This is a genomic window from Streptomyces ferrugineus (assembly GCF_015160855.1).
In the GTDB taxonomy this organism is placed as follows: Bacteria; Actinomycetota; Actinomycetes; order Streptomycetales; family Streptomycetaceae; genus Streptomyces; species Streptomyces ferrugineus.
In genome coordinates, this window is record NZ_CP063373.1 from 9,529,936 (window position 1) to 9,545,554 (window position 15,619).

The 15,619-nt window shown below is 67.9% G+C and carries 12 protein-coding genes; all 12 read left to right on the plus strand.

Annotated elements, in window-relative coordinates; translation table 11 throughout:
* Window positions 1-17 precede the first annotated feature (17 nt).
* The 12 genes from IM697_RS42385 (at window position 18) to IM697_RS42440 (ending at window position 15,571) form a co-directional block, all read left to right on the plus strand.
* Window positions 18-3,095: an AMP-binding protein gene (locus tag IM697_RS42385; RefSeq protein WP_194042639.1), complete on the plus strand. Its 3,078-nt coding sequence runs from the start codon at window positions 18-20 to the stop codon at window positions 3,093-3,095.
* Entirely contained in the window at window positions 3,092-3,340 is a 249-nt protein-coding gene (locus tag IM697_RS42390; protein ID WP_194042641.1) for a phosphopantetheine-binding protein, read from the plus strand. Before IM697_RS42385 ends, IM697_RS42390 begins: the two co-directional genes overlap by 4 nt.
* Before the next feature lie 204 nt (window positions 3,341-3,544).
* Entirely contained in the window at window positions 3,545-4,342 is a 798-nt protein-coding gene (locus IM697_RS42395; RefSeq protein WP_194042643.1) for a hypothetical protein, read from the plus strand.
* Window positions 4,327-6,087, plus strand: coding sequence for a non-ribosomal peptide synthetase (locus IM697_RS42400; protein ID WP_194042645.1), 1,761 nt, complete (start codon window positions 4,327-4,329; stop codon window positions 6,085-6,087). The genes IM697_RS42395 and IM697_RS42400 overlap by 16 nt, the downstream gene beginning before the upstream one ends.
* A gap of 145 nt (window positions 6,088-6,232) precedes the next feature.
* Window positions 6,233-7,438: a non-ribosomal peptide synthetase family protein gene (locus IM697_RS42405; protein ID WP_194042647.1), complete on the plus strand. Its 1,206-nt coding sequence runs from the start codon at window positions 6,233-6,235 to the stop codon at window positions 7,436-7,438.
* 15 nt (window positions 7,439-7,453) lie between these two features.
* Window positions 7,454-8,725, plus strand: coding sequence for a condensation domain-containing protein (locus IM697_RS42410; RefSeq protein ID WP_194042649.1), 1,272 nt, complete (start codon window positions 7,454-7,456; stop codon window positions 8,723-8,725).
* Between the two features lie 493 nt (window positions 8,726-9,218).
* Window positions 9,219-9,542, plus strand: a complete 324-nt coding sequence (locus IM697_RS42415; RefSeq protein WP_194042651.1) for an acyl carrier protein — start codon at window positions 9,219-9,221, stop codon at window positions 9,540-9,542.
* A gap of 106 nt (window positions 9,543-9,648) precedes the next feature.
* On the plus strand, window positions 9,649-10,749 hold the full coding sequence (locus IM697_RS42420; protein WP_194050115.1) for a branched-chain amino acid aminotransferase: 1,101 nt from the start codon (window positions 9,649-9,651) through the stop codon (window positions 10,747-10,749).
* On the plus strand, window positions 10,743-12,797 hold the full coding sequence (locus IM697_RS42425) for an amino acid adenylation domain-containing protein (protein WP_194042653.1): 2,055 nt from the start codon (window positions 10,743-10,745) through the stop codon (window positions 12,795-12,797). Before IM697_RS42420 ends, IM697_RS42425 begins: the two co-directional genes overlap by 7 nt.
* Window positions 12,798-12,802: 5 nt before the next feature.
* Entirely contained in the window at window positions 12,803-14,062 is a 1,260-nt protein-coding gene (locus tag IM697_RS42430; RefSeq protein ID WP_194042655.1) for a cytochrome P450, read from the plus strand.
* 25 nt (window positions 14,063-14,087) lie between these two features.
* Window positions 14,088-14,825, plus strand: coding sequence for a thioesterase II family protein (locus IM697_RS42435; RefSeq protein WP_194042657.1), 738 nt, complete (start codon window positions 14,088-14,090; stop codon window positions 14,823-14,825).
* Window positions 14,822-15,571, plus strand: a complete 750-nt coding sequence (locus IM697_RS42440) for a thioesterase II family protein (RefSeq protein WP_194042659.1) — start codon at window positions 14,822-14,824, stop codon at window positions 15,569-15,571. The genes IM697_RS42435 and IM697_RS42440 overlap by 4 nt, the downstream gene beginning before the upstream one ends.
* The last annotated feature ends 48 nt before the right edge of the window (window positions 15,572-15,619 follow it).

Below are 15,619 nucleotides of genomic sequence, written 5' to 3' on the forward strand. Positions count from 1 at the left end.
AGGAAGCTGGCTGAGTCATGAGCGCCGTGTCCATCCATATGGTTCTGCATGACCTTGCTCAGGCGGATCCCGCGCGTCCCGCACTGATCCACGGCAATGAGGTCGTCAGTCGGGGTCAGCTCGATGCCTGGTCCGACTCCGTCGCCGAGTGGCTGGCAGCGGAGGGGGTCCGAGCAGGCAGCATCGTCCCCCTTCAACTGGAGACATCACCCGCCCTGATCGCCGCAGCCCTCGGTGTGCTGAAGCTCGGCGCCGCTTACACGGTCATGGATCTGGAGTGGAATGCGCGGCGCCTGCGGCGGATCGACGGGATTCTCGGCGGCGCCCTCGCGGTCGCCGCGCCGGGCCGGCTCAGCGGCTGCTTCCGGCGTGAGATCGAGTTGCCCGGCTTCGACACGCCCGCTGAGGACTCTGCGGACCACGCCTGGAAACCGATCCCCGCCGCAGGCACCGATATCGCGACGGTCTTCTTCACTTCGGGCAGCACCGGCGAGCCGAAAGCGGTGCTCTCGACGCACGAAGCGACCCTACGGATGTTCACCGGGGAGGGCATCGCCTCCATCGACGAGAAGACCGTGCTGGCGCACCTGGGCTCCTCGAACTGGGACGCCCTTCCGTTCGAGGTGTGGGGCCCGCTCCTGCGCGGCGGCGTGTCCTTGCTCCGGAAGCATCGGGCACTCACGCCCGACGAGCTGCGTCACGAGATCTCGGACCACGGCCTCAACACCCTCTTCGTCACCTCTTCGCTGTTCAACGTCCTGGTCGACGAGGACGTGTCCGCGTTCGAAGGCCTACGCGTCGCCATGGCCGGCGGCGAAGCGCTCTCCCCCGCGCATGTCGCGCGCTTCCTGGCCGCGCATCCGGACATCCCGTTCATCAACGGCTACGGCCCCGCCGAGTCGACGTGCATCGCTCTGATGCACCGAGTGACAGCCGACGACACCCGCGGCGCCATCCCGCTGGGCCGGCCAATACCCCGTACCGGGGTGCATGTGCTGGACGGCGAGCGGGAGTGCGGCCCGGACGAGATCGGGGAGCTGTGCATCTCAGGCGACGGATTGTCTCCTGGATATCTCGGTGACGAGGAGTTGACCGCGGCCAAGTTCGTCGAGGTGCTCGTCGGAGGCCGGCGTCTGCGGGTGTACCGCACCGGGGACTACGGCAGCAGGACCGCCAGTGGCGTGTTCACGTTCGCGGGGCGTCGCGACCGCGAGCTGAAGATCCGTGGACACCGGATCGACGCGGGCCAGATCGAGCGGACGGCAGCCGCTTTCGACGGAGTCGCGCAGTGCGCCGTGGTCCCGCTGCTCGGCCTCTCCGGCCGGCCGGAGTCACTCGCCCTCGCCGTCGTCTCGGCCAGTGACCACTTCGACGAGGAAGGCCTGAGGATCGCGTTGGCGGCCGACCTGCCTCCGGGGTGGGCTCCGGATGTGGTCGTCCGGTTGGCGGCGCTGCCGCTGACCAGCAACGCGAAGCTCGACACGGTCGCGCTGCACTCCGCCATCGCAGAGCTGACCGCAGCTCGCGCGGAGGCCAACTCCAGCGATCCGATCGAGGCTGCGTTCAGCCGGGTTCTCGGTGGCTCATCGGTGGATCCCGACGCCTCGCTGTTCGACCTGGGCGGCACGTCGCTGGGCGCGGTTCGTCTGTGCACGGCCCTGAGCCAGGTGACCGGCCTCAGCATTCCGGTATCGGTTGTCCGCAGCCACCCGTCGGTCAACGAGATGCGGGTCTGGATCGCCAAGCAGTCCGCAGCGACGCAGGACGACGCCAACGGGACAGCCGCAGCGGACAGCGCGGACCGGGCGGACGCAGCCGCGCCGTCACCGCTGACCGGGATGCAGTCCGGATTCCTCTTGCAGCACCTCGACGGCAACGACACGGACAATCACCTCTACTTGGCCTGGCGCATCGCGGGCGCGCTCGACGTCGACCGTTTCGTTGAGGCGCTGCAGGACGTGCACCGTCGCCACCCGTTCCTCCAGGGCCGTTACGCCTTCGAGGACCTGGCCACGTGGAATCGCTCCGACCGCCCGGTCACGGTCGAGCACATCGAGGCCCCGGACGAGGAGACGGCCCTGCCGCAGTTGAAGGCAGTCCTCGACAGGCCCTTCTCTCTGTTCGAGGGAGAAGTCTGGCGCGCGGTGCTCTGCAGGCTCGGGGAGCCCGAGCGGTGGATCTTCGGCATGTCCGTTCACCACATCGCGTTCGACGGATGGTCCAAGCGGATCTTCGCGGAGGATCTGGCCGAGGCGTACCGCGCGCGGTGCAATGGGCACGAGACACAGTCCGCGCGTCCGGTCGCCGCACCGTCGGAGATCCACGCGGAGACCGAGCGGATCCGGGACTTGGCGGATCTCGCGGCGCAACGGGACTACTGGGCGAAGGAACTGGCCGAGCTTCCGGTCGATCCCGCACCGTGGGTCACGCCCGCGCTGTGTACGGAAGTCGGCGTGACGAAGATCGACGTACCCCTGACGCCGGAGCAGGCGGACTCCCTGGGCCGGCGCTCCATCGGCGGCGGCCTCCTCCCGCTGTTCGTCGCCGCGCTTGGCGGAACGCTGTCCGAGGTCACCGGCACCGAGGATGTCACGATCGGCATTCCGATATCCCAGCGTTCCACCCCGGTTCTGCAGGACACCATCGCATGCCTGATCGACACGATGTGCGTCAGACTGCGGACGACCACAGCTCACGATGCCGCAGCCCGGGCCGAGAGCACGGTTCTCGCCGCCCTGCGCAACAGCGATCTGTCCATCGCAGAGGTGGCCCGGAGCGCCGGGCAGGCAGGGCAGCGGCTGTATCACGTCATCGGCGCGGTGCAGGACTCGCCCAGCGCTGAACTCCAGCTCGACGGCTGCGCGGTGCACGGGATCGAGCTGCCGTACGTCCGCCTCCAGGTGCCACTGCTCGTCGAACTGCTCGCGGACGACGGCATCGCGTCGACGGTGCGGGTCTCCTATGAAGCCGCGCTGGTGACCGAGAGCGTGGCCCGGGACATCAGCGCGCGTCTGGTCGCCCGGCTCACGGAAGAGAGCGGCAGCCGAAGCGGAGAGCCGATCGGTAACGACAATCAAAGGAGCTGCCAAGTATGAAGACCGAATACCAGAACGTCTCGGACCGCACAGCCGCACTCACGGAGATCTGGCGCGAAGTCCTCGGGCAGGAGGACCTCGACGAGACCTCGGACCTCCTCGAGAGCGGCGGCACGTCCCTGCACCTCCTTCAGATCGTCGGCAAGGTCTACGACGTCCTCGGTGTGGACGTCCGGCTGCGCGACCTCTTCACGCACGCCTCGCCGAAGAGTCTGTCGGCCTTCATCGACAGCTCCCAGGCTTAGCTTGGGGTTTGACCTCGGGAGTCACCCGAGCTACTGGTCCGCGGTTCTTCCCGGGACTGTCGAGGCGGCCGTTCTCCACGCGTCGAGATGTTGAGTAACGAAGTGCGAGAGGACGGCCGCTGTGTTGCGCTGGTGGGCCATGACGGACGCATCGAAGCTCCGGGCCGCCCGTTTTCGTGATGTAGCAGCGAAAGGAACTCGCCCATGGTCCAGAGCGAACGCCCTGTGGTTCTCGCACTCGACTATCCCGGATACCGCAAAGAGGCCCGGATCGACGAACTGGGCCTGGAGCGGCACGGGGTGCGAGTCCACGACCTGCTGCCCGCCCCCCTGCCGAGGGCGGTGAGCGGCGCGGCCTACGCGGCCCGCCTGTTGGCGAACGTGCCGGCCGGGACGGGCCCGGTCGCGGCGGTCGCCGCATACTGCGCCTCGGCGCCGCTTGCCTTCGAGGTGGCCGCCGCCCTGGATGGGGAGCCGGTGATCATGCTGTTCGACCCCGAGGTCACATCGCTGGAATCGATCACGGCGGAATACCGCGCGCGGCTCGCCGGACTCGGCGTCCAGCTGGACGAACAGGAGTTGAGCGAGCTCGTCGACGCCGACACACTGGCCGAGGCCCCGGAGCGCTTCGTCGCCGACCTCACCGACGAACTGGCCCGCCAGGCCTTCGCGGCGCTACGCGCGGCGGGCGCCAACGAGTCGGAGATCGCGGCAAGCGCCACGCAGATGGTCAGCGCGTACACGGACTGGCTCAGCCATCTCGTGGCGGCCCACCACTCCCGTACTCCGACCTGGGAGGGGCATGTGCTGCGCGTCGACTCCGCGGACGCCGACCCGGCCGCTTACGCCTGCACTGCCGGGCACCAGCGCGCACTGCGCTCGAGCTGCGACCGGTTTGAACTGCTCAGGGCCGAGGAGACGCGTGCCGCGGTCCTCGAAGCGCTGGGCCTTCCCCTTGTGTCGGGCACGAGGGAGAGGACAGAGCGTTGCCCAGCCGAGTAGTGGACCTGATCGCCGACCAGGCACAGCGCCGCCCTCTGGCGACCGCGCTGGTCGCACCCGACGGCAGGCTCGACTATGCCGAACTCGACCGCAGGTCAGCCGACGTGGCCGATCGCCTGACGCGACACGGGGTGCGCCCCGGCGACATCGTGCTCGTCCAGGCTTCCCGCGGAATCGCACTCGGCGTAGCCGTCCTTGCCGTGCTCCGGTCGGGCGGGGCCTTCTGCGTGGTGGATCCGCTCTATCCGGCGGACCGCATCCAGCACATGTGGCGGCGTTGCGGTGCCCGGTTCGCGCTGGTCGAGCCGGGTCTGCGGCCCCCGGACGGGCCGGACGGGCCCGTCGTGCTCCCTCTCCGGGAGGACCCCGCTGCCGGCACCGCGCACGATGCCCCGGCACCTCGCCGAACGCAGCCGGACGGCGAGGATCCCGCTTACGTGGTGTTCACGTCCGGGTCCACCGGAGGGCCCAAGGCGGTGTCCATGCCGCACCGTTGCCTGGACAATCTGATCGAGTGGACGCTGGCGAGTACGTCCCCCGAGCCGCTGCGCACGCTGATGTTCGCCCCGCTCGGCTTCGACATATTCGTCCAGGAGGTGTTCACAGCCTGGTGCAGTGGGGGCTGCCTGTACACACCGTCAGACGCCGAACGCGTCGACCTGCAGCGTGTGTGGGAGCTGTGCCGTGCGTGGGAGATCCAGCGGATCTTCCTGCCGCCCGTGGCGCTGCGTCGACTGGCGGAGCTGACCGTCGAGTTCGACATAATGCCCGGCGCGTTGCGCGAAGTGGCGGTGGCGGGAGAGGCGCTGCAGATCACGCCTGCCGTCCGGGAACTGTTCCGACGACTGCCCGCGGCGCGTCTGCACAACCACTACGGCCCGGTGGAGACCCATGTCGCCCTCGCCCATACCCTCACCGGTCCGTCGCACTCCTGGCCCGACTTTCCCCCTGTCGGGCGGCCGCTGCCCGGCATGACGGCCCATGTCGTCCCGCAGGAGGAGGGCGGCGAGCTGTGGGTGGCGGGGGTCGGTCTCGCCCACGGGTATGTGGGTGATCCACAGCAGACGGAGGCGCGGTTCCGTAGCGTACGGATCGAGGGACGGACCGTACGCGCGTACCGAACCGGTGACCTCGTGCGCGAGCGGCCCGACGGAGCCCTGGACTATCTGGGCCGGGCCGACGACCAGCTCAAGATCCGCGGATACCGGGTCGAGCCCGGTGACATCGAGGCAGCACTGCTCCGCCACCCCGCGGTCCGGGAGTGCGCCGTGGTGGCCTGGACGCCGCCCGACAGCGAGGAACGCAGGCTGGTTGCTCATGTAGTGCCTGAGCCGGGCTGCCCACTGGAGACCGGCGAACTACGCGCACACGCAGCACAGTTGCTGCCGAACTACATGGTTCCTCACCACGTGGTCCACGCGTCCGAACTGCCGCTCTCCCCGAACGGGAAGATCGATCGCCGCCGCCTGCCGGCCCCCGGCGATGCTCGTGACTGCGTCGGGCCGCTCCCGGAACCCACCGATATGCAGTCGGCCGTCGCCGGCATCTGGTCGACGGTGCTCGGCGTTGCCGACATACCACCCGACCGGCACTTCATGGACCTGGGCGGCACCTCGCTCTCCGCCGCGCTGATCGTCACCCGCATCCATCAGCGCTTCCAAGTCCAGGTGTCCGTGCAGGAGTTCCTGTCCGAGCCCACGGTGGAATCGGTCACCGCGCTGATCAGGGGACGAGCCGCCGCATGACCCTTCCCGTGCACGTGACAGAGCGGGCTGAATGAGGTCCTGCTCCTGTTATCTGTTAGGACTTCACAGGCCCTTGCGTCAGTAATCTGAACCAGATTCTTCATGCGGTCGGCAGGGGCCGTTGTCGCGGCCGAAAGGGGCACACATGGCGGACCGGCTCCCGTTGCTGAGTACGCAACTCGGCTTCGCGCTAATGGCGGAACGCACCGGTCGGCGAATCTCTATACACCAGCTCTTTCGTATGCCGCCCGCTGCCCTGTCAGCCGTCGATCTGAATCGGGTCCTGGACTCGATCATGCTCCGGAATCCTACGCTGTCCTATCGCATGGGGTTTTCCCGTGGCGAGGCGTACCAGGAACGGTATGCGGCCACGTATGACTTCGCCGAAGTGCAGGCGGAGGACGAAGAGGCCGTCATGAGACTTTCCATGACGGTGGTCGATGAATTCGAAGCCTCTCTGGACGGTGCCGCGATGGCGGCACGTCTCGTACGCTCCCACGGCGCCGACTATCTGCTGCTGGTCTTCGACCACGCACTGGTCGACGGCCAGTCGCAGCTCACCATGATCCAGCAGTTGGCTGCCCCAGGATCTCCCGATGACGGGCAATGGGAGCGCTTCGAGGCCGCTGTCCGGGACAGGGCCGAGTCCGAGAGCGCCGCGGCGGTCGGACGCGGAATCGCCTTCTGGGCGGACCGTCTGAAGAACTTCCACGGAGAGTTCCCCAAGGTGGCGGCGAAGGCGTCCGCTGAAGCCGTTCCCATCGTCGACCTCCCGGGCGTCGCCGGCCCGAGCTCCGTCCGTGGCTCCTACTTCCCGTACGCCCTCTTCTCGCTGCACCGCGCTCTGCGCGACGTCACGGGGGCCGAGGCAACCGTCGTCGCTTACCCGTGGGGACAGCGGAACGAGGCGTTCTCCGATGTCACCGGGTGTTTCCTGAACACTGTCATCTCGCTCGACCTGACCGGACCACGCAGCCCGCTGGAGGCGATGGACGACTTCCTCGACGACTGGTGTCTGGAGATCGACCATGCGGAGGTGCCGTTCGTCTCGGTCGCAGGGCTCGGATCCGCCTTCTCCGGCTCGGTCGCGGGGATGCTCGTCTACACGGTCGCGACGGAGGGCAGCGTGAACGTCGCGGGGGTCGAGGCTGTCGAGATCCCGCCGCGGTGCGGCCACAACCAGCCGATGTCGGCGTTCACCGCTGGTGCGACGGTCCGTGGGCACGAGATCGGGCTCGATCTCATGGTGGACGAGGGGACCGGCTACGGGGCCCAGGACCTCGGTGCCCGCTGGCGCCATCGGCTCAGCGAAGCGTTCTCGTGCTTTCCGCACGCCAATCCTGACAACTGATACGGAGGCAAGGAAATGACTGTGGGCCGGGCTGAGGTCACGCGGGGTCCGACATCGCTCGCCGAGACGGCCCGGCTGTCGGGGGAGTTCGCGGACAGGCACAATCTTGTCTATTGCGTGTTGTGGCTCACCGGGGAGCTGGACATCGCCGCCGTGCGTGAGGCGTGGCGGGGTGTCTGTCTGAGTCATGACGTGCTGCGCCGGGCCTACGTCTCGCCGGACGAAGCATGCACGTACGACGACGTGTTGGGGGATGTGGAGTTCCACACCGCCGATACCGACACGGAGGCGCTCAAGACGATACGCCGGATCATCGAGCCCCCCTTCGACCTCGCCGGCGTGGGGTTGTCGCGCATCGCGATCGTGCAGCGCGACGACCACAGGCATCTCCTCGGGATAGCGCTGGACCACATCATCGTCGATGAGAAGACGTGGAAGCGTCTCATGAAGGATTTCGGCGAGTTCTACGAGCGCGCCATTCAAGGGGCGAGCGTCCCCGACAAGGCCGGGAAGAACGCGTATCACGACTTTGCGTTGCTTGAGCGGCGCGAGCTGTCCGGTGCTTGGGGCGAGGAGCGTAGGGCGTTCTGGCGCTCCCAGACCGAGCAGTTCGGAACGTTTCCTCCCCCGTTTCCGATCGCCTGTGAAGCGAAGGGCAAATCCAGGCTCACGGCGGTGCATCACGCGTTGCCGGCGGACGCGAAGGCGAGAGTGCTCGACATCGCGAGGCGTGCCCGGGCGACACCGTTCGTAACGGTGGCGTCCGCTGTGCTGGGAGGTTTGCGGGAGGTGAGCGGCGCCCCGACCGTGGGGGTCACCACCCCTTTTCACGGGCGCGTGCTGCCGGGTACATCCGATATCGCCGGGCTGTTCGTCAAGATGGTCCCCCTGAGCCTGACCGCGCGGTCGCGCCGTCAGCTGGAAACGGTTCGCGAAGTCTTTGCCCATACCCTCGACGTGTTCGAGTACAACCTCGCGCTCGGGCCTGCCGGAAAGCTCTGGAATGAGGAACTGGCGTCCGTGGACCGGCCGGCCGGGGTGAACGTGACCCTCGACAAGCGGACGGTGTCCTTCGAGGACTCACTTCTTGTCGGAACGAAGGCGGAAATCGTCCCGCTTTATGTGCCGGGCGAGGTGACTTGGCCGCGAACGGTTCAGTTCAGGTGGGAACTGGATGGCACGGACCCGCAGATCGTCGTTTACTACAACGAGAACTATTTTCCGGACGAGGCCATCGAATCGCTGATTCAGGCGGCTGAGAGCTTCGTGCTTTCGGCGGACAGCTGAGCTGATTGCTTCATCCCTGTCCTGGACATCACGATCTGCCACATGCCACCGGACACAGCCCCCCGCTGGGCAAGCCGGGTGACGAAGTCGTGGGTGCCGCCCGGTCCGTGGTCGATGAACCCCGTCGGCGCACCCCATCCAGACCGACGGTCATCGTCCCGCCTGCGTCGCGCGCCTCGCGGCCGCCCAACTGCCAGAGGCAGTCGCGGGCTTCGGCCTGGGCGACCAGCGGGCGGGTGCGACCGCTACTCTTCCTCACCTGGGAAGTGCCTCCGGCGATGGCAGGAACAAGGGCATCGAGAGCCCGCGCGAGGCCTGTTGTTCCCCTGGTCTGCCGGAGAGTCGTAGGTCCGTCTCCCCCGGACCCTGACTGGTGCCAGTACGTACGTGTCCGGTCGGTGCCATAGCCTCAACTTTCAGTTCATGGTGACTGACTGACCGCTAAAGCGTCGTTCCAGACTGCTCCACCATCCCCTCCGACCACCTTTCGAAGATGCCTGCTCAGCATCGTTCGCATTACTTGGGGGACCTCGTGTTCACACCTGGCACGCCACAGCCCGACAGTGGAGAATCTTCCGACTCGGCCTGGCTCCAAGCATTTCGTGAGGTTCTTGAGTCCGCCGACATCGACGAGGACACCAACTTCTTCCAGGCGGGTGGCCATTCGCTGCTGATCCCGAAGCTGTTGTCGCGCTACGCGTCGCTTTCGGGTTGGCGGCCGCCGGCGAGTCTCCTGTTCAAGTTCTCGTCCCCGCGCGAGCTCGAGGCCGAGTCGGCCCTGCTCTACGAGCGGACCGCGCAGCAGGGCAGCCGGTAGCGCGATTCCGTGCGTCGGCGGCCAGGGCTGTGCCAGGGCGGGCTCCTGCGCGACTGACGGATCGGAAGAACCGTTTCACACGAATCACTGGAAGAGGGCAGTAGCCATAGTCGACTTCGAGATCAGGCCGAACCGAAAGCCGGCGCCCGACGCGGAGCGCCGCGCGGCTCTCGACACTGCTGCGTTCGGCCAGGCGTTCACCGATCACATGATCACTCTGCGCTGGGATGAGGAGCGCGGGTGGCACGACGGACGGGTGGAGGCCTTTCAGCCCATCTCCCTGCCGCCGTCGGCGTCGGTCTTCCACTATGGGCAGGAGATCTTCGAGGGGATGAAGGCGTACCGTCAGGAAGGTGGGTCCATCGCCCTCTTCCGGCCGGAGCGCAACGCCGCCCGCTTCAACGCCTCCGCCCGTCGGCTCGCGATGCCGGAGATCCCGGTGGAGACGTTCGTCCACGCCGTTGAACTGCTCGTCCGGCAGGATCGCCAATGGGTGCCGGACGGCGAGGGCAACAGCCTGTACCTGCGGCCGATGATGATCGCGACCCAGCCGACGCTGGGATTCACCCTTCCGTCGAACAGCTATCTGTTCTGTGTGATCGCCAGCCCGGCCCCCGGGTACTTTCGCGGGCGCACCGGGCCGTCGGCGCTGTCCGTCTGGCTGTCCGAGGAATACAGCCGCGCCGCGCCCGGTGGGACCGGATTCGCGAAGGCCGGCGGCAATTACGCCGCGGCGTTCCTGGCCCAGCGGAACGCCGTGGACAACGGTTGCGACCAGGTCGTCTGGCTGGACGCGGTCGAGCACACGTGGGTCGAGGAGATGGGCGGGATGAACCTCTGCTTCATCCAAAGCTCCGGTGGCTCCCAGACGCTCATGACACCCGCGTTGACCGGAACGCTGCTGCCGGGGGTGACGCGGAGCTCGCTGCTCCAGCTCGCCGGAAGGCTCGGCCTCGGCTGCGACGAGGGGCGTATCTCGGTGGATCAGTGGCGCAAGCAGTGCGAAACGGGCCAGATCACCGAGGTCTTCGCCTGCGGGACCGCGGCGGTCATCGCACCGGTAGGACAGGTGCGCGGTGCCGACGGCGGATGGACGATCGGCGACGGCCGCCCCGGCCCGGTCACCATGCGGCTTCGCGAGGAGTTGATCGGTATCCAATACGGCCGCATCCCAGATGAGTTCGGTTGGACGCACCCCGTGTGCTGACGAATTTTGGCCGTATCAGGACTGACAGAGAAAGATCTCCCGACTTGAATGAATTTGACAACCCCAACGGCACGTTTGTGGTCCTGGTCAACGATGAGGAACAGTACTCACTGTGGCCATCGAAGCTGGAGTGCCCATCCGGTTGGCGGGTGGCGCGGGTGGCCGGCTCTCGCGAAGAGTGCCATGCGTTCATCGAATCGACGTGGTCCGACATCCGGCCGGCGAGTGCCCGGGGCGCCGCGCCTGAGCACGACCCGGTGGCGCTCATCCACAATATGGTTGCCGAGCAGGCCAGGCGTACGCCCCACGACGTGGCGGTCAGCCACGCGGGCACCGCACTGACCTACGAGGAACTGGACACGCAGGCCGAGTCGCTGGCTGCCCGACTGCGATCGGCGGGTGTCGGTGGCGGATCCGTCGTCGCCGTCGTCCTCGGCCGGTCGCTACCGCTCATCACGACGCTGCTGGCCGTCCTCAAGGCCGGTGGGGCGTACCTGTATCTCGACCCGGCCGAGCCGGCCGACCAGCGGCGCCGGATCGTGGCGGACTCCGCCGCCCGGTTCGCGGTCGTCAGCCGCGAGACGGCGGACGCGGTCCCGGAGATCGGCCAGATCCTGTACGTCGACGACGAGACCGCCGACCGGTTCTCGCCGGAGCCGGCCGACGAGACGCCGATCACGGCGGACACTCCCATGTACGTCTGCTACACCTCCGGCTCCACCGGCGAGCCCAAGGGCGTCGTGGTGCCGCACCGCGCGGTCTTCCGGCTGATCGACAAGCCCGATTGGATCGATGTCCAGCCCGAGGACGTCTTCCTGCAGCTCACCCGCGTCGGGTTCGACGTCTCCACCTTCGAGATCTGGACCCCGCTGGTGCGCGGCAACCGGCTGGCGCTGGCCAGCACCGGCCACGCCGATTTCGGCGAGCTCATCGCCACGGTACAGAACGAGGGAATCACCGTCCTGTGGCTCACCACAGGGCTCTTCCACAAGATCGTCGACCACCATCTCGACGGCCTCGGTGGGGTCCGTCACCTCCTGGCCGGCGGAGACGTCCTGTCGCCGACGCACGTCCGGCAGCTTCTGGAAGCACACCCGCACCTGGTCTTCACCAACGGGTACGGCCCGACCGAGAACACGACGTACACGACCTGCTGGACGTCGCGCACGGCGCCCAGCGGTTCCCGGGTGCCGATCGGACGGGCCATCGAAGGCACTACGACCATGATCCTCGACGACGCGCTCCGGCCGGTGAAGCCGGGCGAGGTCGGCGAGCTCTGGGTCGGCGGGCCCGGCGTCGCCACCGGCTACCTGCGCAGGCCGGTGGCCACCGCGGAGAAGTTCGTGGCCGACATCGATCCCTCCAGGCCCGGCGCCCGGATGTACCGTACCGGCGATCTCGTGGTCACCACCGACTCCGGTGACCTCGACTTCCTGGGCCGTGCCGACCGGCAGCTCAAGATCCGCGGCTACCGCGTCGAGCCGAGCACGGTGGAGATGGAACTGATGTCCCATCCGAAGGTGCAGCGGGCCGTGGTGCTCGCCCACACCGACGGCGCGGGCGACGCCCGGCTCATCGCCACCGTCGCCGTCGGCGAGCTCCTGGCGGACGAATCGAAGACCCTGGGCAGCGAACTGCGCGACTACCTGCACCAGACACTGCCCGCGCACCTCGTCCCATGGGGGATCTTCCCGGTCGCGGACATCCCGCTGAACCCGAATGGCAAGGTCGATCGCTCGGCCCTGCCCGCGGCCCGGATGCCGCGCAACGTCTGGAATGAATTCGTCGAGCCCTCCACGGATATCCAGCGGAAGCTGGCGGAGGTCTGGAGCGACGCCCTGGAGATCGAGCCGATCGGCATCACCGACGACTTCTTCGAGCTGGGCGGGCATTCGCTGCTCGCGGCCGAGCTGCTGGCCGCGCTGGAGAGTCGGTTCAAGGTGGCCATGTCCGCGCGTACTTTGTTCCTGAATCCCACGATCGAGGCTTTGGCCGAAGAGGTCTCGCGACGGCTGGACAGCGCCGCGGCCGAGGCCGGTGAAGGGTGATGAAGATGACCGATGTCGAGGAGATACCCGCCCGCCTGGTGGGCAAGTGCCCGGTGAGCCACACGGCGGCGTACGGCGTCGCCGACCCCATGTTGTTCAGCGACGGCGACTACCGCGCCGCCTGGGCCCACTTGCGCGGGCTGGATCGGCTCACCTGGCAGCAGGTGGACGATCGGCGCGGCTTCTGGTCCGTGGTCAAGTACGAGGACGCCGACCGGGTCCTGCGCGACCACGAGACGTTCACGTCCGAGCGCGGAACGATGCTCGACACCCTGGGCACCCAGGACCCCGCGGGCGGCCGTCAGATTCCGGTGACCGACCCTCCGCGGCACACCGGGATGCGCGCGCGGCTGCAGAAGGCGCTCACGCCCAGGTCGCTGGAGGCGCAGCACGAGGCGATCCAGGGTCTGGTGCGCGAGCTGTTCGCGCCGCTGGGCGACGGCGGTACCTTCGACTTCGCCCAGGCCATGCTCATGCTCCCCGTGGCGGTGGCCGGGGTCGCGATGGACCTGCCCCGGGAGGACTGGCCGCGGCTGTGCCACCTGCTCAACGCCTCGATCGCGGGCCACGATCCCGACTATCTGGACGCCGGCACCGGCGATGCCGTGGCGACGGTGGACGGCGCGCACCGGGAGCTGTTCGCGTACTTCCAGGAGATCTACCGCGAGCGGAAGCGCAACCTCGGCGACGACCTCATCAGTGTTCTGATGACCACCCAGGTGGACGGCCGGCCGATGGCGCCCGGCGAGGTCATGTCCAACTGCTACAGCGTGCTGCTCGGGGCGTCGGTGACGACTCCGCACTCGCCCAACTACGTCATGTCTGAGCACCTCGGGGACGGGCTGCTCGACGAGTGGGCCGCCGACATCAGCGTCACCGGGTCGGCGGTCGAGGAGGCCCTGCGGCTCGCGGCGCCCGTGAACTACTTCATGCGCCACGCCACCAGGGACGTCGAGGTGCGGGGCACCACCGTCAAGGAGGGCGACCCGCTCGTCGTCTGGTTCGGATCGGCGAACCGAGACGAGGATGCGTTCCCCGATCCCGACGAGTTCCAGCTGCGTCGCAAGCCGAACCGGCACCTCTCGTTCGGCATGGGGCCGCACTACTGCGTCGGCCACACCCTCGCCCGCGCCACCCTGAAGATCCTCTTCGAAGAGCTGCTGACCACCTATCACCGGTTCGAGCCCGCCGGCACTCCGGTACGGATGCGCTCGACGTTCGTGTCCGGTTACAAGCACCTGCCGATCACGGCACGCCCCATCTGACGAACACCGGGAGGTAAGAAGCTCCATGTCCGACGGACATCGCTGGTTCAAGCGTTTTCGAAGCCCGGCAGCCGGGGCGACCACGCTGCTGTGCCTGCACCACGCGGGCGGCAACGCGGCGATGTTCCGCGAGTGGCCGCGGCTGCTGCCGCCGTCGATCGATCCGATCGCGGTGCAGCTGCCCGGCCGTGCCGACCGGATGGACGAACCGCCGTTCCTCGCCATGGACGACTTGGTCGACGACCTCGTCAATGCCGTCGAGCCGCTGCTGGACCGGCCGGTCGCCCTGTTCGGAGCGAGCATGGGTGCGCGGGTCGGGTGGTCGCTCGCACATGCCCTGCGCGAGAGGGGGTTGCCGATGCTGCGCGCGCTGTACGTCTCGGCGAGCTCGGCGCCGAGCCTTGATCGCGAGGTGCGCGGCTGGAACGGCCCGGACGAGGGCTTGGTGCGGTACATGAGGACGTTGGGAGGCACCCCGGCCCAATTCCTGGACGACCCTGAGCTGTTGGAGGGAATCGTGGCCACCCTGCGCGCTGACCTGACCGTGCTCAGTACGCACACGTATCAACCCGATGTGCTGCTCGACATCCCGATCACAGCCTTCGCCGGCGCGGCCGACGAGGAATCCTCGCCGCAGCAGCAGGAGCCGTGGGGCAAGGAGACCACCGGTCCGTTCGTCATGAACGTCATCGACGGCGGACACTTCCTCGACGCGCATGCGACGCGGTTCGTGATCGACGCCATCTCGGAGGACCTGCGATGAGCGATGTCAAGGCAGGCCTGGCACCGAACAAGTGGTTTCCGCGCGCGCCGCTGGCCGAGGCGTCGGCGCGCGTGTTCTGCATCCCCTACTCCGGCTGCGGGGCGATGATGTACCGGCAGTGGCCGGACTCCTATCGGGGGATCGACTTCTGCCGCCTGCAACCACCGGGCCGGGAGAACCGGTTCAACGAGCCGATCTTCGCCACCTACCAGGAGATGGCGGCGGCGCTGGCGGACGCCGTCGAGCCCTACCTCGACGTTCCCTACGGCTTTTTCGGCCACTGCGGTTCCGCGCTCGCGGCGTATGAGGTGTCCGCGGAGATCGAGCGGCGCGGATGGCCGACGCCGACCTCCCTGTTCATCTCGTCGCAGGTCGCACCGCAGGACGGACCGACCGGGCGATGGCTCGTGATGAACCGGTCCGAGCTGAACGACGAGCTGGACAAGATGACCATCGCGATGGGCGGCACGCCGATCCCCGACCTCAGCGACGTCTATCTGGACATCCTCGAAGAGGACATCGCCGCCAACAAGCGGTACGTCATGCCGAACCCGCAGCGGCTGGCGACGCCGATCACCACGATCGGATGGAGCGAGGACATCGAGGTCGACCATCGGCACATGGGCGGATGGACGGCCTGCGGGGACACACGCTTCGTACTCCTCAACGGCCCGCACCAGCGCTTCCTCAGCGGGCCGCCGGAACTCTTCGAGACCTTCGCCGCGGACCTGCCGACCCTGGCGTGAAGCCCTCCCAGGATCGGGAGCGGAAAGGGACTTGAAACGCCGCAGTCG